The organism is Bacteroidota bacterium (assembly GCA_016195025.1).
Lineage (GTDB): Bacteria > Bacteroidota > Bacteroidia > Palsa-948 > Palsa-948 > Palsa-948.
Map to the genome: position 1 here is coordinate 1 of JACQAL010000006.1, position 21,577 is coordinate 21,577.

The following is a 21,577-nucleotide window of genomic DNA, read 5'->3' on the forward strand; positions in this document are numbered from 1 at the left end:
CCCAATCTACTGCAGTTAGTGTTACAAAATAAATTCCTTCCTTGTCATCTATTTTATATTTGTCGGACATTAGGCAAACTTACAAAAGCGTTACAAACGTGGCATGACTTCGCACGCGTCACAGACGCGCGCGAGCGGGGGTATAAAGAAGCAAAAAGTTTATGATAAAAGAAAAATAAAAAGCAAGTTATTTTACCTGCGCAATAGAGTGAGGCAATTATTTATTCCTTATCAAATCAAGCGCTTCGCTTGCCTTTATTTTTTTCCCATCCCTGAAGGCAATTACAAAGGCGCCATCCAGACCGTCTTTGATTAATTGGCTTTTCAGGTTGTTGGCAGTTTCGTATTCAAGAAATTCTCCCACCGTGTAAACGGTCAAGCCGTTTTCATCCTTGAAATTTTTTATCCCTTGCTTTGCAATGCTCAGGAATTTATTCGCCACTGCATTCGGCACTAATTCTTTGAACGCGCCAATCTGCACTTTGAAAACAATTCCTTTATTGGAAGTAGTGGAAAGGTTTTTTGCCGATGCTTCCGAAGTGGTGGTATCGGAAGGGAAGAAGGAATATTCCTGCTTGCTTTTTGAGAGCACACCGCTTCCTTGTGTGTCAATTAATTTTTTCGCTTCGGTGAGCGGAATTCTTTTCCCGTTGTAATATGCCACCACAAACGCATCGGCAATTCCCTTGCCTGAAATTTTATTTTTCGCTTCGCTTGCTTTCACTTCATCGCCAAATCTTCCGGTGGTGTAGCGCAGCAATCCGTTGCCGGTGCTTTCAGAATTCAGCGGAGAAATATTGTACAGTTGCGCGGACGTAACTGGCTTGGAAAAAACTCCCACCTGCACTGCATAAAATAATCCGCCAATGGATTTTACATCGGTTGCGTTTGCTGAAGAAGTTCCATTCGGTTCAGTGGTTGAATTGCCGGGTTGCTGAGTGGTTGAATTCGCACTTGCTAAAGTGGCGGCATCAATGGTTTCTCCTGCATCTTTCGCTTTTGTCAGCGCATCGTTCATGGAAATTCTTTTTCCGTTAAAGAAGGCAACGATGAAGGCGTCTTTATATCCCAAATCATTCACCTGCTTTTTTGCCTGTGAAGCCGCAGAAAATTTCTCAAACAATCCCGCGGTGTAGCGTTTGAATCCCTGCGGAGTGGTTTCGGCAGTGATGGGTTTTAATCCTTTGAAAAGATTTTGCGGAATCGGATTTTTGAACGCGCCAATCTGCACTTTGAAAATTAATCCATCGGGCAGGGGCGCATCCACCGGAATGGGTTTCGCTGCTGAATAACTTGCCCCGCTCAAGTCCAATTTATCAAACAGCGCATCGTAATATTTCAGCAGATACGATTTTGAAGTTACGGAAGTGTTTGCGGTTTCAGTTTTCGCTGGCGCTGTTTTGGTTTCAGAAGATTTCGTTTCTGTTTTATTCGCGTAAACGGTAGTTTGTGTCCGCACCGGCTCGGTGGAAGTTTTTGTTTCGGAAGAATTATTTTTGGGCTGCGCGGTTTCATTCTTAGTTGCAGTTGAAACTGTTTCAGTTGTTGCTACGGAATTTGTTTTGGCAGTTTCCGTTTTCGCTGTTTTAGTTTCGGTTGAAGTTGCAGTAGTGGGAGTAGCCGAATTTGTTTTTACAGTTTCAGTTTTTACAGTTGTGCTTGCAAGCGTATCGGACGGTTTTTTATAGCCGGTTGCTGTTGCAATTTCTTCGTAAGCCGATTTATCGAGTGATTGCAAATACAAATCCGATTCGGTTTGTTTCGAGTTGGCTTCCTGCTCAGAATTTTTTGCAAGCGCTTTTACCGAATCCGACTTCAACTGGTTTCGCAGCGCGCGCGTATTAATGTCTGCCGATTTCTGCTCAATTTCTTTTTTCTTGTTCGGGTCGGTTTCTTTTTTGCTCAGTTCATATAACCGGTTCGATTCATTGAACTGCTGGTTGGAAAGATTTTCATACTCGTTCGCTTTGCTGTTTTGACGTTCGGCATTTTTCTTCGACCAGCCGGCTTCGTTTTTCAGCGCAGTGTAATGCGTGTACTCATCTTTGTTTTTTATGGTCGAAGGAGGAGTAGTTGAAGTGGTTGAGTTGTTGTCCGGCTGAGTGGAAGAGTTAGTTGTGCTTGCGGTAATTGTTTCTGTTTTCACAGGAGAAACTGTTTGCGTGGAAACCGGATTTGTTGCCGCAACAGTATTTGTAGAAACAATTGTTGTTTCCGGTGAAGTGATTTCCGATTTAGTTTCCGCTGGCGCTGTTTTATTTTCAGTCACTGTTGTTGTTTGAGTGTTTGCGGCTGTAGTGGTTATTTTTTCCTCCTGCTGTTTCTTTGCCGCTTCCGCCCAATCGGGATGTTCTGATTTTATTTCCGCAACTTTGTCTCCTGTTTTCATGGCGAGCGTTTGTTTTTCCTTCGCTCCCTTTTCCGCATCGTCTGCTTTTCCATTCTTGCCATCCTTTTTTAATCGCTGCGATTCATCATAAAGCGAAGAAGACCAATCGGAATAAATTTCCTGCTCTTTCGATTTTTTTGCGTACTCGTTGGTTTCCTTCTCGTTTTCTTTCAGTTTGTTTTCATAGTAAGAATTGATGTTGTCCGCACCCTGAAGATTTTCGGGAGAAGTTTCTGTGCCGGTTGCAGCAGTAGTGGCAGTGGGAGAAACAGAATTTGTTGCAACGGCTGTTGTTTCAGGAGAAACAGCGGAAGCAGCCGCAAGCGCTTCCTGCAATTTCAGATTATCCACTTTGCTGCGGCTGTCAGACGCTTTCTGCCGTTTATCTTCAACGCCCGACTGCAATTCGTAGATTTTATCCTGCACATATTTTTTATTGTTCTCATCGGTAACCGTTGGCAGAAATTTTTTCAGCGATGCAATCTGGTTATCGAGCGAATCGGTCCACGATTGATAAATCACCGAAAGTTTTTCTTCGCGCTCCGTTTCTTTCGGAATTTTTTCCGCATCGTGCATCTGGTTTACAAAAACATCTACATAAGGAGAAGTGATTTTTAGTTGCTGCGTTGTTTCCGCTTTCGTTTCATTCACTGTGCTTGCGGTGACGGTTTTGTTTTCAGGTGCAACCGTGTTGGTGTTTGCAGCAGCAAGATTAGTTGGCGAAGATTTTATTTCATTCATCACGGAAGCGGTAAGCGCTGCATTGCTCTTGAGCGAATCGGATTGCGACTGCAGTTGTTTTCCTTTCACGCTGTAGGTTTCCGCATCTTTCTTTTTTGTTTCGGCTTCTTTTTCCATTTCTTCCGCCTGCGAAATAAGATTTTGTTTCGCGCCTTCATTTTTTGTTTTATCCGCTTCGGCTCTCAGGCGCTGCGATTCTTTCTGCAAGTCCTCCACGTCCTGCTGCGTGTCAAGGTATTTTGCCATTGCTTTGCTTGATTCTTTTTGCTTTGCCTGCGCCATTTTTTCCATATCGGGCGGAAAGGAAACATTCAAACTGTCATTTCTCTTGTCTAATTTTTCTTTCTGCGCGAGGAGTTCGTTCATCTTTTTTTCGCTCGCGCCTGATTTGATTGCATTGTCCAAATCTTTCGAGTATTTTAATTCCGCATCTGCCTGCTGCTGTTTTGCTTTTCCCTGTTCGTCCATCTGATTGGAAAGCGTGAGCGAAACCGCGCCTTCTTTCGAAAGTTCATCGGCATCTTTGCGCAATTGAGTGGCTTTGTCCAGTTGCGCCATCTTTTCATTTTGGTTCGTCATCGTTTCGGCATTCTTCATTAACTCGGTGGCTTCTTTATTTTTCTGAAGCGATGCGGAATTTTTTTCATTCGCCAACTGCTGTGCGGCATCAGAATTTTTCCGGAGTTCATTCGCTTCCTTTTGTGTTTGCCTTGCCTCATCATACGCCATTCCGATAATGTCAGTATTGGAAACAGGCGTATTCTTTGTTTCATTTTTTGTTTCGGAAGAAGAGGAAGCATTTTCATCCACTGCCGTTGCGGTAATTTCCTGTTCGGCAGGAGAAACTTCAAGAACCGCTTTTGCTTTTATGAATTGCGTAGCAAGGGCAAGTTCAGCGCTGTCAATCTGCTCGTCAAAAGAATTTTTGATTCGCACTTTATCGGTTCCGTTTTCATTCACGAGCGCGATTTCCTGCTTCAGCGGTTTTATTTCCTGCTGAAAGGGAACCACCACGAGTTCAGAAGATTTTTTAAAACCCGGTGATTCCACCGCGAACATGAATTTTCCCCCGTTGGGAAGATTGAGCGTGTAACTTCCATCGGAAGAATTTACGTTGAACACGCCCACCACTTCATCTTTCAGAATTTTTGTGACTGTGATTTTCGCTCCGGGATTTTTATCGCCCACTTCTTTGGTGAGCGTGCCCGTGATAATCGCAAGGTCGAGCGGCTTGCGCTCGAGTTTTATTTTATACACCATGAACATTCCCTGCGCGCTTTCCCTGCGCGAAGAAAAATAGGCGCTCTTGTCTTCGGCATCGGAAATGAAAAGTATGTCGTCATCGGGCGTGTTGATGGCGAAATCCATATTCACGGGTTTTCCCCACGATTGCGTGCTTTCGTTCCATTCGCTTTTGAAAATATCATAGCCGCCCATGGAGTTGTGACCTTTCGAACAGAAGTAAAGAATTTTTCCATTGGGATGAAGGAAAGGAAAATCTTCATCGTACTTTGTGTTAATGGCATCGTTCAGGCGGGTGGGCTTGGATAAATCTCCGCTGGCGGTGCGCGTTACGAAATAAATATCTTTTCCGTTTTTTCCATCTTCACCGTAACTTGAATAATAAATTTCTTTCCTGTCGGGCGCGAGGTACATCACGCCTTCTTCTTTTTTCTTTTTATCAGCCGATGACTTCAAATCATCGGGCTTCACAATTATTTTTGCGTTGAACTCCGAAAGATTATACGAGCGGAAAAAATCCGCTTCGGGAACTTCTTTTTTCTCCAGCACGGTGAGGTCGGTAACATTCTTCAGAAGATTTTTTCCGCTGCCGCACATTTCAATCTGCCGCTCCACATCGTAATGCTCTGCTTTTTTTGAAGATGCATTGCTTTTATACTTGTTGTAAAACCGGATTGCTTCGTCAAAACGGTAATTGAGATGGTATGCCTTGCCGAGATAGAAAAAAACTTCCTTGTCAACGTTTTGGTTTTGTCTTTTCGCAGCATATTCGAGATAGGGAATTGCTTTTTCCTTATCGCCTGCGGAGTAAAGCAAACACGTTCCGAATTTATAATTGTACTGCGCATCCTTCGGATATAAACTCAGTAGTTGGGAAAAAAGCGGATACGCTTTCACGAAATCTTCTTCCTCAAAAAGTTTGTTCGCCTGCTTTTTTAAATCCTCCTCCGAAGAAAAAACATTTTGGGAGAAGGCGGCAGAATGAAGAAGCAAGAATGAAGAATTCAGAATTAAAAATAAAATATGCCTCATGCTTCTCAACATATCACTATGAAGATGCTAAATATACTGGAATTACACAACAAAAAACAATCCGCAAAATTAGTTTTTTACAATCATTTTGTTGAAAAGAGATTTATATGAAGGAAAAATGAAAAATATATCATCGCTGCTGTCTATGCATAATTTCATTTTCATCCTTAAAAACATTTTTATACATTTGCAAAAAAATAAAACCATGAGAACAAATCATTTTCTTTTCCTTCTTCTTGCCTGCGCGCAACTTTTCTTTTTCACCTCCTGCGAAAAAGACCCCATTCCCTGCTTCACCATGAGCGCAACCACTATCAAGGTGGGCGAAACCCTGGTTGTAAGCGATTGTTCCCAGCGGGCAAAACATCAGTGGTTCGATAAAGCCACACCGTTTAATTATACCTGGGATTTTGGAGACGGCACCACTGCAAGCGGATTGCAGGCAGGTCATACTTATTCCGCTCCGGGAGTATTTACTGTAATGCTTACGGTGGAAGATAAAGACAAAGATAAATCCGCCACCACTTCGCAAAGCATTACCGTTACGCGCCCTTCCGATATATCGCGCAGCGGAAAATTTATTGCCTTTACTTCCGACAAAGCTGGGGGTGGGATATATGATATTTGGCTTGCTCAAGTAAATTCAGATGGCTCTCTTGCAACATCGGGGTTAATGTATCCACAGAATCCATATAACCTCACTACTCCTTATATTGTCAATTCAATAAATAAGCAGTCCAACTGGTCGGCTGACGGAAAAATGCTTTTGTTTTCTTCTGCAAAAAATTTGTCGGGCAGCGATGAAAATATTTATGCTTTCTTTTTCAACAGCGATGGTTCGCAGGTATCAGCCACTCCCTCCAACATAATTACACAGGCAAACGCATGGGATGAAAACCCTTTCTTCTCTCCCGATGGAAGCAAAATTATTTTTGACCGCAGAGTGGATACGGACGGAGACGGCATCATCACCACTGCCGATGAGCGCGATATTATGATGGCGTATATTCACAGCGGAGGAAATTCCATTACAGTGGACAGCGTGGTGAATGTTACCAAGACATCTAACATTGACGAAGCAAATGCAAAATGGTCGCCCATCATTTCAGTACAGCGCATTGCATACGAGCGCCCGCCCACTCCTACCGCAAACGACCATGATATTTATGTTTGCGACCCGTTTAACTATTCAAGCACCAACACCGATTGGAATAATCCCGGAAGTTCGGGCTATCCTGCATGGTCGCCCGATTGCAGTTTCATGGTGTTTGAAACCAACAGCGGCAATGGCGGCTTCTGGAAAATAGTGCGCAACACATATCCGTCTCAATCGGGAGCATCTGACATTGCGAAAAACTCCGGGCAGGATTACCGCTATCCCACTGTTCTGCCCAACGGAACGTTAGCGGCATACATTCAGCAAACAACTTCCACGAAAGGAAATATTTTTATTGTTTCTGTAAACGGAGGAACTTCCACCGCACTTCTTCCTTCTTCGTGGAACAATTATGATAATGAGTGGCCCGCGTGGTAATTGAATCCTACCAAATACCAATTCATACCAATATACCAATCAAAACAGGCAACAATTAGTACATTAGTACATATTGGTATTTAGTAGGTATAATTATGATTTTCGGAAATCTGTGTAATCTTACTATATTATTCTTCCACTGCTTCAGGTTCCTTCTTCTTTTTGAAAAGATACACCTTTGATTCTTCGCGCCTGAGCAGGCGTTCAATATTTTTCTGGTGAGTAACTAAAAGAATGGCGGGAGTAAAAAGGGAAAATAAAATGAGCGCAGAAGAAGAAACCGGAAATAAAATCATGAGCGAAACAGGGAAACTCATGCCGGCAAGAATGGAACTGAGCGACACAAAATGCGTGGTGAGAAAAATTAAAAAGAAAACTCCGATTCCCACCACCGCGCTCAGCGGATGAATGGCAAGCGTAACTCCGAGCAAAGCCGCCACGCCTTTTCCGCCTTTGAAACTTGCAAACACCGGGAAAATATGCCCGATGATTGCCGCAGCGCCCAGCGTGAGTTCCAAACTGAGAAACTCTTCTCTGCCCAGCATGTCGGCAACAAAATAACTCACCTTCACGGCAAGCCATCCTTTCAGCACATCGAAAAACAAAACGGGCACGCCCGCTCTTTTTCCCAGCACGCGAAAAGTGTTGGTGGCGCCTGCGTTTCCGCTTCCGTGCTGGCGCACATCAACGCCATAAAAGAATTTTCCTATCCATACTGCCGAAGGAATGGAGCCGAGTAAATAAGCGGTGAGCAGAATGAAACTATGCAATGGTATCTGCATGCGATAAAGCGAAGATAAAATATTCTTGGAAATAGAATTTTTCCAAACGATGATATCGCTTGTTTCATTTATTTATCTATATTCGCGTCCCTTTAAAACCGAGTACGCAAACTACTCGCAACTCAACCGTTCCTTATGTTTGCTATGGAACAAAGTCGCACGGACTTAAAGCGTGAAATAAAAAATGGCTGTAGTAAAAGAAAAAGGCACCTATAAAGATATAGAGCCAAACATCCAGTTCGAACAAGTTGACTGGACCACCATCGGAAAAAAACAAGACGCTTACGCGGCTTCCGACAAACAACGTTTCGAAGAACTTTATTCAAAAACAATTTCCAACATCCAGGAACACGAGGTGGTGGAAGGAACCATTATCGCCAAGAACGATAAAGAAGTGCTCGTGCGCATTGGCTACAAATCGGATGGCGTTATTCTCATGAGCGAATTCCGCTACAATCCCAATCTCTCGGTTGGCGATAAAGTGGAAGTGTACATTGACAAGCAGGAAGACAAAGACGGGCAACTCGTGCTCTCTCACAAAAAAGCGCGCATCGTAAAAGGATGGGACCGGATGAATGCCGCGCTTGCTTCGCAGGAAATTGTTCAGGGCTTTATCAAATGCAGAACCAAAGGCGGATTGATTGCCGATGTTTACGGAATTGAATGTTTCCTTCCCGGCTCGCAGATAGATATGAAACCCGTTCGCGATTACGACCAGTACGTAAATAAAATTATGGAACTGAAAGTGGTTAAAATAAACCAGGAGTTCCGCAACGTGGTGGTTTCGCACAAGGCGCTCATCGAAGCCGAAATTGAAGAGCAGAAAAAAGTCATCATCTCCAAAATGGAGAAAGGGCAAGTGCTCGAAGGCACGGTGAAGAACATCACTTCTTACGGTGTGTTCATTGACCTTGGCGGTGTGGACGGATTGATTCACATCACCGATTTGACATGGGAAAGAATCAATCACCCGGATGAAATTGTGAAACTCGATGATAAAATCAATGTGGTGATTCTCGATTTCGATCACGACAAGCGCAGAATTTCTCTCGGCTTGAAACAACTGAAACCGCATCCGTGGGATAAACTCGAAACCGAAATCAAACTCGGAGATAAACTGAAAGGAAAAGTGCGCGCCATTGAAGATTACGGTGCGTTCGTGGAAGTGATGCCGGGCGTGGAAGGATTGATTCACGTATCTGAAATTTCCTGGTCGCAGCATCTTCGCTCTGCAGGAGATTTTCTGAAAGTGGGCGATGAAATTGAAGCCGTGGTTGTAATGCTCGACAAAGAAACGCGCAAAATGTCTCTCAGCATAAAACAAATGACTCCCGACCCGTGGAGCACCATTCTTACTAAATATTCCAAAGGAGAAAAAGTTTCTGCTGTTGCAAAGAACATCACCAACTTCGGAATTTTTGTGGAACTTGAACCGGGAATTGACGGCTTGATTCACGTTTCCGATTTATCGTGGAGCAGAAAATTCAAACATCCTTCTGAATTTGCAAAACTCGGTGATAAAATAGACACTGTTATTCTGGAAGTGGACGCGGAGAACCGCAGAATTTCTCTCGGAGTAAAACAACTCGAAGAAAATCCGTGGGACGCATTCGAATCGGTTTTCAAAATTGATTCAGTTCACAAAGGAACCATCACAAGCATGACCGACAAAGGCGCAGTGGTTGCCCTTCCCTATGGAATTGAAGGGTACGCTCCTAAAAAACATTTGTACAAAGCAGACGGAACCGTAGCGAAAACAGAGGAGCAACTCGATTTCAAAATTCTGGAGTTCAATAAAGAAGGGCGCAAGATTATTGTCTCGCACACGCGCACTCATCAGGCAGCCACCGAAGAACAGCAAAAAACAGAGCGCAAAGATGAAAAAGAATCGGTGAAAAAAGTTCAGGAATCAGTTTCCAAAGCAACGCTGGGCGATTTGGACGAAATGGCGAAGTTGAAAAAAGAAACAGAGAAGGAATAATTTCTTTTTATACTCAAACGATTCCAATATACGAATGATGGTTTGATTTGTATCATTTGTATTTATTCGTTTCATTCGCATGCATTCGTATATTGGCATCGCATAAAATAAAAGTTCGTAAACCTAACTACCTTCGGTATATGAAAACAAAACTCAATTACTTTTTTGCAGCAAGTTCTCTTGCCGCCATTGTCCTTTCCATTTATGCTTTTACAAAACCCGCTGGCGGAGCGCAGGAATTTCTGCAGGTAACTGCCATTGAATCGGTGGTGCCCGGTGGCTTGGGCAGGTCGCGGTTAATCACCATTGGCGAGGATGGAAAAATGGATGAAGTGAAACTCGAAAACTTTTTCAGCATGGTGGGAATCAATTTTGAAAACATCCGCCTGAACGATAAAATGATTACCGATAAATTAGGAGAACTTGCCGCCAAAGGATGGGAACTCAAATTTGTTACCACAGGCGCTTACGGAGCCGATAAAAGCACCGGCATTTATCTTACGCGGTATTTTTTCAGCAGGAACAAGTAGTTTTCAGAACGCCATTCCCATTTCTCTCACGGGCGCCTTCACCCTCACTTTGCTCATTGCCCACTCGTGAAAAGGAATGAGTTCGGGAGAAAGAATGTCCCATCCGTAATCGTTGTAAGAACTTTGAAGTTGCTCAATGCATGAGAATGCTTTGCCGTTCAGTTGTGAATAGTCGAATCCTGATTTTTCAATAAGAGAAAGCAACTTCATAATTGATTCCTGGCGGGAAGAAAATGCAGCTTCTTTATTGTCACGCATGAATTGATAAAGCGATAGCACTTCTGCGCTTGCTTTATCTTCTATTTTATTTTCAATGCAAGCCATAATGTACAGCACCCTTCGGTTAAATTCCCATCCTTCTTTATCGCGCTTTATTTCTTTTTTATATTCAAGCGCTGAAATTGCTTCCGGGTATTTTTCCTGCATGAAAAGAGCGCAGGCGAGCAGGTAATGAAATTTCTCCATTCTGAAACCGCCCGCCTGCTCTTTGCCCATGCCACTGAGCATTTCGCGGGCGCATAATTCGGCTTCCTCGTATCTTTTTAATAAGCAGAGCGAATAAAATTCATATTGTTTGGAAATGGCTTTGTTGTAATGCTTTTCAGGAAAACATTTGAACGAAAAGCACGAATGCTGCAAGGCGTGTTCATATTGCCCCATATAAATTTCACACATTGCCATCTGCGAATGCGCAATTCCTACACGCTGTTTTTTCCTTACGGATTTATTTTCCCTGATTACTTTCAGCAACTCAAGCGCTCTGCTCCTTGCCTGGCTGTAATTTTTTTCATGCAGGCACTTCGCTACTTCCAGCGTACGGAGATAATAGAGCACATAGGGAGAAGAGGTTTGAGAATGAAGGCGCATAAGATGCGGAATCGCTTTTTTGAAAAAGGCATTTACTTTCTTTTTCTTTAACCTGCCTGAAAACTCGTTCACCGCTTTCAGTTCATGAACATAATCGCATGCCTGCACTTGCGCGTTCCAGCATTTTTGAAAGCGCTTCACTTCCGCCTTAAGTTTTTCAGATGCTCTACCTCCTTCGCGCGCGTCTAAAATCCATCTCTTAAGATTAAGGTGATGAATAAGCGTGGGATAATCTTCCAGTTCTTTTGCTTCGCTGATAATTTCCTCCAGCAAATCATTGCATAATTCCATTCCGGGCTTGGAATGAAACAGCAACTGAAACTGGGTGCACTTGCGTTTGAGATTCATCAAAGCAGTATCGGCATCGTCAGCATCTGATTCTTCGTTATTGCATGCCAAATCGGAAATAAGAATATCAAGCGCGCGGTTTTTAAGGCGCAGGTTGATTTGCTTGAGCGCATTCAGATTTGATGAATTATCTGAGCCGTAAATTTCTGCTGCTATGCGGGCGGGAGGTGGCGAATCAGGCGCCTCTCTGAGCAGGCGGGCGAGGGGAAGAATTTTTTCCTCCGACCTGTGGTTGGAGCCGTAGCAGGTGAGATTACTTTCCAGCAGTTGCCATTCTTTGCTGCTGAGAGATTGAATAAGGTCATAATATTTTTTGAACTTTCTCATTCACAACATAACAACCTGAAAGGTTTTCTTATTTTTTTCTGAACCCGTTTGTTTCTCTTTGTACAACAATACAAAGTTAAAAAACAATTTAACAAACACAACAACAAAAAACCAAACCGCGGACTGGTAACCCAACAAAGCGTGACAATCAAAAATAATATTTACCTTTAATCTTAATTATCATGAAAACATTTATTCTCACATTATGTTGCTTCTTAGCAACCATTTTCGTTACTACTGCAACTTTTGCAGGAAATAACGGCAATGAAAAAGGAGCGGCAAAAAAATCTTCCGCTTCTGTGCCTTATAAAATGATTGCAACCAATGCAGTTGCAATTACGCCCACTGATTGCTGCGTACAGGCATGTCCTAAGGGTGCAACATGTCCTATTTCTATACCTTGTAATGGAAGCCATGTTCTTGGACAATCATGTATTGATATGAGCTGTTCTGCTGGCGTTGATTGCCCTACTTCATGGAGTTGGTCGCCTTCCACTTTTTTAAGTTCCACCACAGTTCAACAGCCCACCGCTCACAGATGCGGAGGACAGCAGAATACAACAATTACCTATACCTGCACGGCTTCTGGTTCTACTTGCAATACAGCAAGCAGCACGATTCAGGTAACTTATCAGGGAAGCACCAGTTGCCAATGCGGAGGCAGCCCTCCCCGGTTTTCTGAACAGGGAAATGACAATGTGGAAGTAGTGTCAAATGCGGGAACGGTTACCGTTAATTTCAAAAGCGCAGAAGACAACACCATGATTGAGATTTATGACATGAATGGAAATCTTATCAAGAAGGAATCGGCTGCCGGAAAAACAAATGTTAAGATTGATTTGGGAAGCCAGGTGAAAGGCATGTACTTTGTAAAAGTGCTGCATGGCAATACGCAAATGGTAAGCAAGCAAATCAATATTAAATAAATTTTCTTTCTCCCAATAGGTTTCACTCCTGAAAAAAAACGGGAGTGAAACCCATCAGGAAAAATAACTAAAGAATGAAAAGAACTTTTTATACAATTGCGTTTTTGTTTTGCATTTTCTTTTCACAGAAAAAAATGATTGCCCAGAATATTTTTGACAGATTGGATTTTTATGACACTGCTGTTTCGCCTATTGCCGGGATTGATTTTGCATCTCTTTGCAAAACATCGGATGGCAATCTTGCTTCAGTAATATATGTATTCCATACTAATCCCAAGCGGTATGTTTTATCATTTATAAAATTTACACCGCAGGGAAAATCAGTTTGGCATATAAATTTTAAGGATAGTTTAACAAGTACTAATCCTCCACATCCTAATCCAAACCACAGTTACAGTTCTCCGGTTCATATTACGGAGTTAAAAGACAGCAGTTTTATTTTTGTTACGAATGCTGGCGCCACAGAATTAAACATGCCTAACGGAAAAGATTTTATTATTAAAACGGATAAGAAAGGAAACTTTCAATGGATGAAATATTTTGCGTTTGATTCATTGCTTTCTTCCGCAAATCAAACTTTAATAAATGGCATCATAGCCACCAATGATAACGGGTTTATTTTATTCGGACAGTATAACACAATTTATTTTTATTTCTCCATGAAAATTGATGCGGCAGGGAATATTGTTTGGTTAAAGAAAATGAACAGCAGTGGTTTCACATTAACGGGAACTATTATTCCAACCTACGATGGCGGCTATATGTTATCGGGTTCTTACGGTGGCGCTGCTCCTGTGCCTGCGCTTCTGAAGGTTGATTCATTGGGCAATCCTGTTTTTCTTAAATACTATAGCATTATAACCTGCTCCTCTTGCTGGGTCAGCCATATAATGGCAGAAGTGCCCGGCAACGGATTTATATTTTCGGGCTTAACGGATTATCTTGGTTTTAAAACTCCTTATCTTCTCAGAGTTGATTCAACCGGAACTATTCTCTGGCACAAGGTATATAATGTTACGGGAAATACAACAGACATGGACGTTTATTGTGTTGGCGCGAATAAAAGCAGGGAACTTATTACGATAGGGCGAACTATAGACGCATCAAATACGTGGCATCTGTTTTATTTTGTTACCGACAATGCAGGCGCTGTTAAATGGGCGAGAACCGACCAGCAGATTTACGCTCTCCCTCATTTTATAATTCCGTTCGGCAATGATTTTATTTATGGAGCAGAGAATCAAGCTCCGGGTGGAATTGCGCGTTTGGATAGTTCCTTTAACGGCTTCTGCAATTACACAAGCGTTTCCATGAGCGCTGTTTCTCCGCTTGCAATTCAAAACTCTTATACCCTCAGCACGGCTGCTAATCCTGCAACCCATATAATTCCTTGGCCTTTCAATTTTCAGTTTGATACAATCTTAGCAGATACTATATTGTGTCCCTATATTCCTGTTGCAGTTGCTGAAGAAAATAATAAAGATGATTTTTCCATTTACCCCAACCCCAGCACAGGCAGTTTCACCATTGCAGGAAATAAGGAAATAAGGGAAATAGAGGTTTACAGCGTCCTCGGAGAGAAAATATATTCATCAACCGTAAACAGTAAACTCGAAACCGTAAACCTGAGCGCAGCACCAAAGGTGCAAGCGAGCGGAATTTATTTTCTGCGTATCGGCACAAGCGAAGGAATCATTTCAAAGAAAATAATTATTGCAAGATAAATTGCTGTTGAAGTTTATTTTTTAAATCTGTACATTTGTTGAATGAAAATAAAACTACTTTTTATTTTTTATGGTTTCTTCTGCTATGCTGCTAACGCGCAAGCGCCAATTTGGGATTGGGCAAAACGCGCGGGTGGAACTGATGTGGATGAGGGTTTGAGTTGCTCTACCGATGCAAGCGGGAATATCATTGCAACAGGTTATTTTGTGAGTTCTTCTATCACCTTTGGAGCAACTACTTTAACCAATGCAGGAAATGGTAGTGATATGTTTATTGTGAAATATGCTCCCAACGGAAATGTGCTCTGGGCAAAAAGCGCGGGAGGAACAAATAATGATGAGGGATTGAGTTGCTCTACCGATGCAAGCGGGAATATCATCGCAACAGGTTATTTTGGGAGTTCTTCGATTACCTTCGGAACAACAACTTTAATCAATGATACTACTTCTGGTGTACCTGATATGTTTATTGTGAAATATGACTCCAGCGGAAATGTCCTTTGGGCGAAAAGCGCGGGAGGAACTTCTGATGATGAGGGTCTGGGTTGCTCTACCGATGCAAGCGGGAATATCATCGTAACAGGTAGATTTTTGAGTTCTTCAATGACCTTAGGAACAACTGTTTTAACCAGTACAGGAAATGGCGATATGTTTATTGTGAAATATGACTCCAGCGGAAATGTCCTTTGGGCAAAAAGCGGGCCAGGACCCGATCAATCTGCGGGCGTGAGTTGTTCCACCGATGCAAACGGGAATATCATCGCAACAGGTTATTTTTTCGGTTCCATCATCACCTTCGGAGTAATTACTTTAATCAATTCAAACTATAAGACAGATGATATGTTTATTGTGAAATATGACTCCAGCGGAAATGTACTTTGGGCAAAAAGATCAGGAGGAATGGCTACCGAAATGGGTTTGAGTTGCTCCACCGATGCAAGCGGAAATATATTCGCAGCAGGTTATTTTCAGAGCCAAGCCGACACCTTCGGAACTACAATTTTAACAAACTCAGGGTATCCTTATAAAGATATATTTTTAGTAAAGTATGATTCTTCCGGCAATGTCCTTTGGGCAAAAAGCGCGGCAGGAACTGATGATGATGAGGGTTTGGGTTGCTCTACCGATGCCAACGGCAATATCATTGCAACAGGTTTTTTTTATAGTTCTACAATCACCTTCGGAACAACTACTTTAATCAATGGAACACTCAGTGGCTATGATGATATGTTTATTGTGAAATATGACTCCAGCGGAAATGTGCTCTGGGCTAAAAGCGCGGGGTGGACTGGTAATGATGAGAGTTATAGTTGCTCTATAGATACAAGCGGGAATATATTCGCAACAGGTTATTTTCAGAGTTCTTCCCTTACGTTCGGGACAACTACTTTAACCAATGCAGGAAATGGCGATATGTTTATTGTGAAACTTGGCAGCGTAGCAGGTATTGAAGAAAATAATTTTTCAAATGATATGAATATTTATCCCAACCCCTCCACCGGCATCTTTTCAGTTTCGGGTTTACGGTCTGCGGTTTCTAGTTTAGACATATATAATGTAATGGGAGAAAAAATATATTCATCAACCGTAAACAGTAAACTCGAAACCGTAAACCTGAGCGCAGCACCAAAGGTGCAAGCGAGCGGAATTTATTTTCTGCGTATCGGCACAAGCGAAGGAATCATTTCAAAGAAAATAATTATTGCAAGACCACTTGCTAAATTTATTTTCAAAGCCCGTTTTTTATTTCTACTTTTGTTGTAAAGTTTCTTCTATGTAAAATGCAAAACATTACAAATACCTTATTGAAACTTTTCATTTGCATTTTCCTGCTTGCTTTTTCTTTTACATTGAATGCGCAAAACTGGCAATGGGCAAAAAAAGGAAATGGCACCGGAGCGGATGCAGGATGGAGTGTGGCGACTGATAAAGCAGGGAATGTTTATGTTGCAGGCAACTTTTCATCTCTATCAATCAATTTTAATGGAATTACACTTTATAATGCTTCTGCAGGAGCAAGCGATATTTTTCTTGTAAAGTATGATTCTTTCGGCAATGTGCTTTGGGCAAAAAGAGCGGGTGGAAAGGGAAATGATGGATGTTGGGGAATTGCAACAGATGCGTCAGGGAATATTTGCATGACAGGTTTTTTTTATTCTTCCCCTATTACATTTGGCACTATTAATCTTTACAATGTTTCAGGGTCTTCCGATGTCTTTACTGCAAAATACAGTCCGTCCGGGACTGTACTATGGGCGCAGGAAGGAGGCGGAACCAATAGTAATACATCATGTGGATATTCTGTTGCCACTGATATTTCTGGTAATGTTTATATAACTGGAATTTTTCTTGCACCTTCTATTGTCTTTGGCTCCGACACACTACATAATACAGGGAATTACCAATGGTATAATGTGTTTTTGGTAAAATACACTTCAGCGGGAGGAGAGGTTTGGGCAAAAAGTATGGGAGGAGTAGGACAAAGTCAGGGATTTGGTGTTACAACAGATGCCGGAGGCAATGTCATTTTTACAGGTGCTTTTTGGTCGCCAACTATTCCCTTTGGCTCATTCATTCTTACAAACACTTCTTCAGGAGGAGGCAATATATTTATAGCAAAATATGATGCTGCGGGAAATGCTCTTTGGGCAAAAAATTTCGGAAATGGCTATAACGAATCATATAGCGTAACTACTGACACATGGGGAAATGCTTATATCACGGGCTATTTTAAATATGCTCCTGTTACAATCGGCACTTATACGCTTAGCAATGCCGGGGACAATGATTTTTTTATTGCAAAATACTCTCCGAACGGAAGTGTTATTTGGACGCAGCGCGCAGGAGGCGCAAAGCAAGACCAGGGATATTGTGTTGCCACAGATAAGTTTGGCAATGTTTACGCAACGGGTGGATTTCTGTCATCTTCCATCACCTTCGGATCTGTCACTCTTACTGCGCCTGCAGGTGGAATGGACCCTATGTTTATTGTTAAGTATGATTCTTCTGGCAATGTGCTTTGTGCTTCCTCTTTAGCAGATGGCGGAGGTAAAAACAGCAATTGGGAATGGCTGTCAGGAGGTGGAAATGGAATAGCCACAGATGGCTATTGTAACACATATATAACTAGCAGTTTTCAATCCAGTACATTGAACATTGGTAATACTACTCTTACTCAAAATGGAATACAAAATGTATTCGTTGCAAAATATACATGTAATCTTCTTGCTCAGGCAACACAAACAAATTTACTTTGCAACGCGCAGTGCATTGGAACAGCCACTGCCATTGCTGCCGGAAACGGAACCCCGCAATACACCTATTCATGGAGCAATGGAGCAAGCGCTTCTTCCATCAGCAATCTTTGCGCGGGCAATTATACTGTTTCCATTACCGATTCGCTCGGCTGCCTTGCTTCTACTATTGTTACTATTACGCAGCCGCCTGCGCTTGCAAACACCGCTTTAGTTGTTACCAATTATTGCAGTTCCACTTATGCGGGAAGCGCATCTATAAATGTTTGGGGAGGAACACCGGCATATACTTATAGTTGGAGCAGCGGGCAAACCACTTCTTCCATTACAAATTTATTAGCAGGAAATTATTCGGTAACTATTACTGATGCCAACGGATGCGCGGATACTTCAATGGTAACTATTCCGTCTTTTCCTCCGCCAACGCCATTGATAACCGGAACGGATACTATATGCGAAGGAAATAATGCTGCGCTTACTGCCGGTGGCGGTGTTTCTTACTCGTGGAGCACAGGGGCGAGTGCGCAAACAATTTCGGTTTCTCCGACAACTCAGACAACTTATTCAGTGGTCGTAACCGCCCCCAACGGCTGCAAGGCAGATACTTCTGTTACCGTAATTGTTTTGCCGAATCCAACCGCTAATGCCGGAAACAATGTTACCATTGATTACGGCAGTTCGGTTTCGCTCATTGGCGCGGGTGGCGGAAGTTATTACTGGAGCAATGGCTCAGGCAGCGATTCAATTTTTGTTTCTCCTACCGCTACTACTACTTATACATTTATTGTAACCGATGCCAACGGCTGCACAAGTTTTGCCGAAGTAACTGTTTTTGTCAACTCGCTTAAATGCCCCATCTATTTGCCGAATGTTTTTTCACCGAACAGTGATGGGGAAAATGATTTCTTCCGGCTCTATGACAATGCGCTTTGCATGAAAAGCGCGCATGTTTTGATTTACGACCGATGGGGTGAAAAGGTATTTGAATCATCCGATAAGGATTTTAAGTGGGATGGAACTTCGCCCTTGGGAAAAAAACTTAACAGCGGTGTGTATGTGTATCATCTTGAAGTTTCCTACTGGGAATATGAAGACAAAACTATTTTCATGCACGGTAATGTGTCGCTGATGCGGTGATAAAACAATGCCCCATTTCTAATTGTTGGTAGGCAAAAACAAAAACTCCCCTGCAAGTACATGACGCTTGCAGGGATTTTTGTTTTTTATACCCTGTAAATAATTTTTTTCTTCCCTCTTTTCATTCACAACGTAACAACACCACTGTGGACCAATAACCACAAAAATGAAAACAAAAAAATTATGGCTCTGTATCCTCCGAAGGAGTCCGATGGGACTCCTCCGAGAGTCCTTCGGACCGACAAAGTCGGGATTCCTCACAGCAATTCTTGCGCTCGGCTTATTCGCCATCAGCGCAGGCAAGGCGGTGAAGCCCGTAACAAAAAAGGTTTCTGCAGGCAATGCTTCTGAAATGAAGCAATGCGGGGTAACCAGCGCGCAAATCATTTCATACCTCGTCAACTGCTCGCATCATCACACCTCCGCCTGCTGCGTGGTGGATATTCCGGGCACGTGCAATTCAAACGCCTCTATTGAAAACTGCGGCACCGCCACCGTTTATGTAACCGATGGAATTATTGTAGGGCACATAGATGTGGCCGGAGTTTGCCCGGGATGAAAATAGCAGGTGCATAAACCCGCTAGGAAACCAAACCAATAAAACAGTTTTACTATGAAACTCATCATCAGAAAAGCAAAAGTATCGTTCGAGTTCAAAGAAATGAGCGCTGATGCGCTCGCCACCTTTGGCGATGGCACCGTGCAGGGGCTTAACGGCAACACTAATTTTCCAAGCCCGCCCATTGCCCTGTTGCCGGCTACCACCGCGGGCACTGTTTCCAACCTCATTGCCAACCTGCGCGCCACGCTTCAGAAAATTGCATCGGGCGATAAATCAACCGCCCTCACCAATCAGGAGCAGCAGCAAGCCACCGCCCTCATGCTTGCGCTCACCTCCAACGGGCATTATGTGGAAGACCACGCAAACGATTTGGGCGGAGGCGATGTAAAAAAAGCCGAAGGGCTTATTCTCACCACCGGCTATAAATTAAAAAAGAAAACCCAACTGCACCCGCGCGATTTTGAACTGGTGGACAGCGGACCGGGATGGGAACATTACCGCGTGAAAAAAGCAAAGAAAGGAACGGAAGGGCATATATGGAGGTATGGAATCACCCCGCAAAAAGGCACTCCGCCCGCAACCGTTATTCTCCGCTTCACCCTCGAAGCCGACATTATTATTACCGACCTTGCCAGCGGCACCATCGTGGGCATTCAGCACACCAGCATTCTGCCCGTGAGTCATACCAAAAAAACCAGCGCGGCAACCACGCAAACCAGCAAAACCGCCACCCAGATTCCGGCAAGCAAAAGCAAGCATCCTGTTTACAGCCACACCAATGCCGACCCTTATCTATGGACTGATTTCCTTTATACAGGAGTCATGTAGCAAATGCAGGAAAATAAGGATACAGGATACAAGGTTCTAACGAAATAAGTGGAATTTGAAGAAAAAACAATGATTTTGCCATGAATGCGCATCAGACCTACAGAGGAAATGCTCTCCTCTACAGAGGAAATGAACATTCCTGCGGAGGAAATGCTCTCCTCTACAGAGGAAATGAACATTCCTGCGGAGGAAATGCTCTCCCCTACAGAAGAAATGAACATTCCTGCAGAGGAAATGCTCTCCTCTACAGAGGAAATGAACATTCCTGCGGAGGAAATGCTCTCCCCTGCAGAAGAAATGAACATTCCTGCAGAGGAAATGATTTTCCCTGCATGACCTGACGCGTTCCCTGCAGGTGTGACGGCAGTGCAAAAAGGAAATGAAATACGTGCATCCACGACTGAAATTCTGGAAAGAGGTTTTTGATTGGCTCGTTGAAATACTGAGAAAAATTTTTAAAAGAAAAACAATATGAGTAAAAATGAAATCAACAAAACAAAGGTGGCAATTATAATAGTAATTGCTGCATCAATCCTCATTGCGATTTACATGCTGATGGGAGATTCAAGACCAAAGATTGATATTCCTACCTCCAATGGGAATATTCATATAGAAAGAAAAGCTAACTGAAAATAAAACGGAGCAAGTCGATGCCAAAGACCCTACGGAAAAATCCGAAAGAGAGTAGGCAAAAAAACAATGTAAATATTATGACAAACAGAGAGTGTTTAAAGAAAATGCATCAGAAAGTAATTGATGCATTTTCTAAACTTTTAAAAGCAGATGAAGAATTATTTGCACAAGGGAATGGTTTCATAGATAAAAAATTTATTGATGCGCATTATGAAACTTATAAGAACTGGCAGGATGCACAGAATGAATTTAACAAGTTTCTTTCATTTATTTTAAAAGAGAAACGAGGGCTTGATGACGAAATAGGAATCTAAAAAAAATGAAAAAACATTTCATCCAGTTCGGCTATGAATTCAAAGATGCTTTTATTAAAGCATTGGCTAATACTATAGCCGGTGCTGTATTGGTTATGCTTGGATTTGGTTTGGCTCAGACAGATGTAAGTAAAAAGTTTTTGAACCGCGTGGTTAACACATTTGAAAAATTTACTAAAAAGCAAACTGACATATATGAAGGATTATTACAGCATTTGAAAGAAGACCATGAAAACGATTCTTTAAAAATTAAAAAAGCAAATGCAATAAAACCAATTACTAAAAAATAAAATTATGGCAAGAGGATTTAACACAACAAAAGACGGTGGCAGTTGGAGCGAAGAAACTAAAAAAGCCGTTTGGAATAAAGGACGGCTATCTGACGATTCACATTCCGCAGCTACTTTTCGTAGAGATAAATGCGGC

16 protein-coding genes are annotated in these 21,577 nt (G+C 42.5%); 13 read left to right on the forward strand and 3 right to left on the reverse strand.

Features of this window, described 5'->3' with window-relative positions:
• Positions 1 to 217: 217 nt before the first annotated feature.
• Positions 218 to 5,404 carry a PD40 domain-containing protein gene (locus HY063_00920; GenBank protein MBI3500334.1) on the reverse strand — a complete coding sequence of 1,729 codons (5,187 nt, stop codon included), beginning with the start codon at positions 5,402 to 5,404 and terminating at the stop codon, positions 218 to 220.
• 118 nt (positions 5,405 to 5,522) lie between these two features.
• Between HY063_00920 and HY063_00925 the strand changes: the two genes are divergently transcribed.
• Positions 5,523 to 6,938 (forward strand): PD40 domain-containing protein, encoded by a 1,416-nt coding sequence (locus tag HY063_00925; GenBank protein MBI3500335.1) that lies wholly within the window; start codon positions 5,523 to 5,525, stop codon positions 6,936 to 6,938.
• Between the two features lie 128 nt (positions 6,939 to 7,066).
• Here the strand turns inward: HY063_00925 and plsY are convergent, their stop codons facing one another.
• The gene (gene plsY / locus HY063_00930; GenBank protein MBI3500336.1) at positions 7,067 to 7,720 is read right to left on the reverse strand and encodes a glycerol-3-phosphate 1-O-acyltransferase PlsY; all 654 of its coding nucleotides are present in this window, start codon (positions 7,718 to 7,720) and stop codon (positions 7,067 to 7,069) included.
• A gap of 184 nt (positions 7,721 to 7,904) precedes the next feature.
• Between plsY and rpsA the strand changes: the two genes are divergently transcribed.
• A complete protein-coding gene (gene rpsA / locus HY063_00935) occupies positions 7,905 to 9,701 on the forward strand; it encodes a 30S ribosomal protein S1 (protein MBI3500337.1) in 1,797 nt (598 codons plus the stop codon).
• 188 nt (positions 9,702 to 9,889) lie between these two features.
• Positions 9,890 to 10,231 carry a hypothetical protein gene (locus HY063_00940; protein MBI3500338.1) on the forward strand — a complete coding sequence of 114 codons (342 nt, stop codon included), beginning with the start codon at positions 9,890 to 9,892 and terminating at the stop codon, positions 10,229 to 10,231.
• Positions 10,232 to 10,234: 3 nt separating this feature from the next.
• Here the strand turns inward: HY063_00940 and HY063_00945 are convergent, their stop codons facing one another.
• Positions 10,235 to 11,773 carry a hypothetical protein gene (locus tag HY063_00945; GenBank protein MBI3500339.1) on the reverse strand — a complete coding sequence of 513 codons (1,539 nt, stop codon included), beginning with the start codon at positions 11,771 to 11,773 and terminating at the stop codon, positions 10,235 to 10,237.
• A 182-nt stretch (positions 11,774 to 11,955) separates the two neighbouring features.
• On the opposite strand from HY063_00945, the gene HY063_00950 reads away from it, so the two are divergent.
• The 10 genes from HY063_00950 (at position 11,956) to HY063_00995 (ending at position 21,441) form a co-directional block, all read left to right on the forward strand.
• Positions 11,956 to 12,699 (forward strand): T9SS type A sorting domain-containing protein, encoded by a 744-nt coding sequence (locus tag HY063_00950; protein MBI3500340.1) that lies wholly within the window; start codon positions 11,956 to 11,958, stop codon positions 12,697 to 12,699.
• A gap of 74 nt (positions 12,700 to 12,773) precedes the next feature.
• A complete protein-coding gene (locus tag HY063_00955) occupies positions 12,774 to 14,423 on the forward strand; it encodes a T9SS type A sorting domain-containing protein (protein ID MBI3500341.1) in 1,650 nt (549 codons plus the stop codon).
• A gap of 42 nt (positions 14,424 to 14,465) precedes the next feature.
• Positions 14,466 to 16,187, forward strand: a complete 1,722-nt coding sequence (locus HY063_00960; GenBank protein MBI3500342.1) for a T9SS type A sorting domain-containing protein — start codon at positions 14,466 to 14,468, stop codon at positions 16,185 to 16,187.
• 17 nt (positions 16,188 to 16,204) lie between these two features.
• On the forward strand, positions 16,205 to 18,814 hold the full coding sequence (locus HY063_00965; GenBank protein ID MBI3500343.1) for a gliding motility-associated C-terminal domain-containing protein: 2,610 nt from the start codon (positions 16,205 to 16,207) through the stop codon (positions 18,812 to 18,814).
• A gap of 166 nt (positions 18,815 to 18,980) precedes the next feature.
• The gene (locus HY063_00970) at positions 18,981 to 19,373 is read left to right on the forward strand and encodes a hypothetical protein (protein MBI3500344.1); all 393 of its coding nucleotides are present in this window, start codon (positions 18,981 to 18,983) and stop codon (positions 19,371 to 19,373) included.
• 54 nt (positions 19,374 to 19,427) lie between these two features.
• A complete protein-coding gene (locus HY063_00975) occupies positions 19,428 to 20,204 on the forward strand; it encodes a hypothetical protein (protein MBI3500345.1) in 777 nt (258 codons plus the stop codon).
• Between the two features lie 84 nt (positions 20,205 to 20,288).
• Complete coding sequence (locus tag HY063_00980) at positions 20,289 to 20,540, forward strand: hypothetical protein (protein MBI3500346.1); 252 nt, start codon at positions 20,289 to 20,291, stop codon at positions 20,538 to 20,540.
• 135 nt (positions 20,541 to 20,675) lie between these two features.
• A complete protein-coding gene (locus tag HY063_00985) occupies positions 20,676 to 20,834 on the forward strand; it encodes a hypothetical protein (protein MBI3500347.1) in 159 nt (52 codons plus the stop codon).
• An 80-nt stretch (positions 20,835 to 20,914) separates the two neighbouring features.
• Positions 20,915 to 21,151: a hypothetical protein gene (locus HY063_00990; GenBank protein ID MBI3500348.1), complete on the forward strand. Its 237-nt coding sequence runs from the start codon at positions 20,915 to 20,917 to the stop codon at positions 21,149 to 21,151.
• Positions 21,152 to 21,156: 5 nt separating this feature from the next.
• The gene (locus tag HY063_00995; protein ID MBI3500349.1) at positions 21,157 to 21,441 is read left to right on the forward strand and encodes a hypothetical protein; all 285 of its coding nucleotides are present in this window, start codon (positions 21,157 to 21,159) and stop codon (positions 21,439 to 21,441) included.
• Positions 21,442 to 21,577 lie beyond the last annotated feature (136 nt).

Coding starts and splice junctions, on each gene's coding strand:
- HY063_00925 (MBI3500335.1), top strand. CDS start 5,523: ATGAAAAATATATCATCGCTGCTGTCTATGCATAATTTCATTTTCATC.
- HY063_00920 (MBI3500334.1), bottom strand. CDS start 5,404: ATGAGGCATATTTTATTTTTAATTCTGAATTCTTCATTCTTGCTTCTT.
- HY063_00995 (MBI3500349.1), top strand. CDS start 21,157: ATGAAAAAACATTTCATCCAGTTCGGCTATGAATTCAAAGATGCTTTT.
- plsY (MBI3500336.1), bottom strand. CDS start 7,720: ATGCAGATACCATTGCATAGTTTCATTCTGCTCACCGCTTATTTACTC.
- HY063_00945 (MBI3500339.1), bottom strand. CDS start 11,773: ATGAGAAAGTTCAAAAAATATTATGACCTTATTCAATCTCTCAGCAGC.
- HY063_00975 (MBI3500345.1), top strand. CDS start 19,428: ATGAAACTCATCATCAGAAAAGCAAAAGTATCGTTCGAGTTCAAAGAA.
- HY063_00980 (MBI3500346.1), top strand. CDS start 20,289: ATGCGCATCAGACCTACAGAGGAAATGCTCTCCTCTACAGAGGAAATG.
- HY063_00990 (MBI3500348.1), top strand. CDS start 20,915: ATGACAAACAGAGAGTGTTTAAAGAAAATGCATCAGAAAGTAATTGAT.
- HY063_00960 (MBI3500342.1), top strand. CDS start 14,466: ATGAAAATAAAACTACTTTTTATTTTTTATGGTTTCTTCTGCTATGCT.
- HY063_00950 (MBI3500340.1), top strand. CDS start 11,956: ATGAAAACATTTATTCTCACATTATGTTGCTTCTTAGCAACCATTTTC.
- HY063_00955 (MBI3500341.1), top strand. CDS start 12,774: ATGAAAAGAACTTTTTATACAATTGCGTTTTTGTTTTGCATTTTCTTT.
- rpsA (MBI3500337.1), top strand. CDS start 7,905: ATGGCTGTAGTAAAAGAAAAAGGCACCTATAAAGATATAGAGCCAAAC.
- HY063_00985 (MBI3500347.1), top strand. CDS start 20,676: ATGAGTAAAAATGAAATCAACAAAACAAAGGTGGCAATTATAATAGTA.
- HY063_00970 (MBI3500344.1), top strand. CDS start 18,981: ATGAAAACAAAAAAATTATGGCTCTGTATCCTCCGAAGGAGTCCGATG.
- HY063_00965 (MBI3500343.1), top strand. CDS start 16,205: ATGCAAAACATTACAAATACCTTATTGAAACTTTTCATTTGCATTTTC.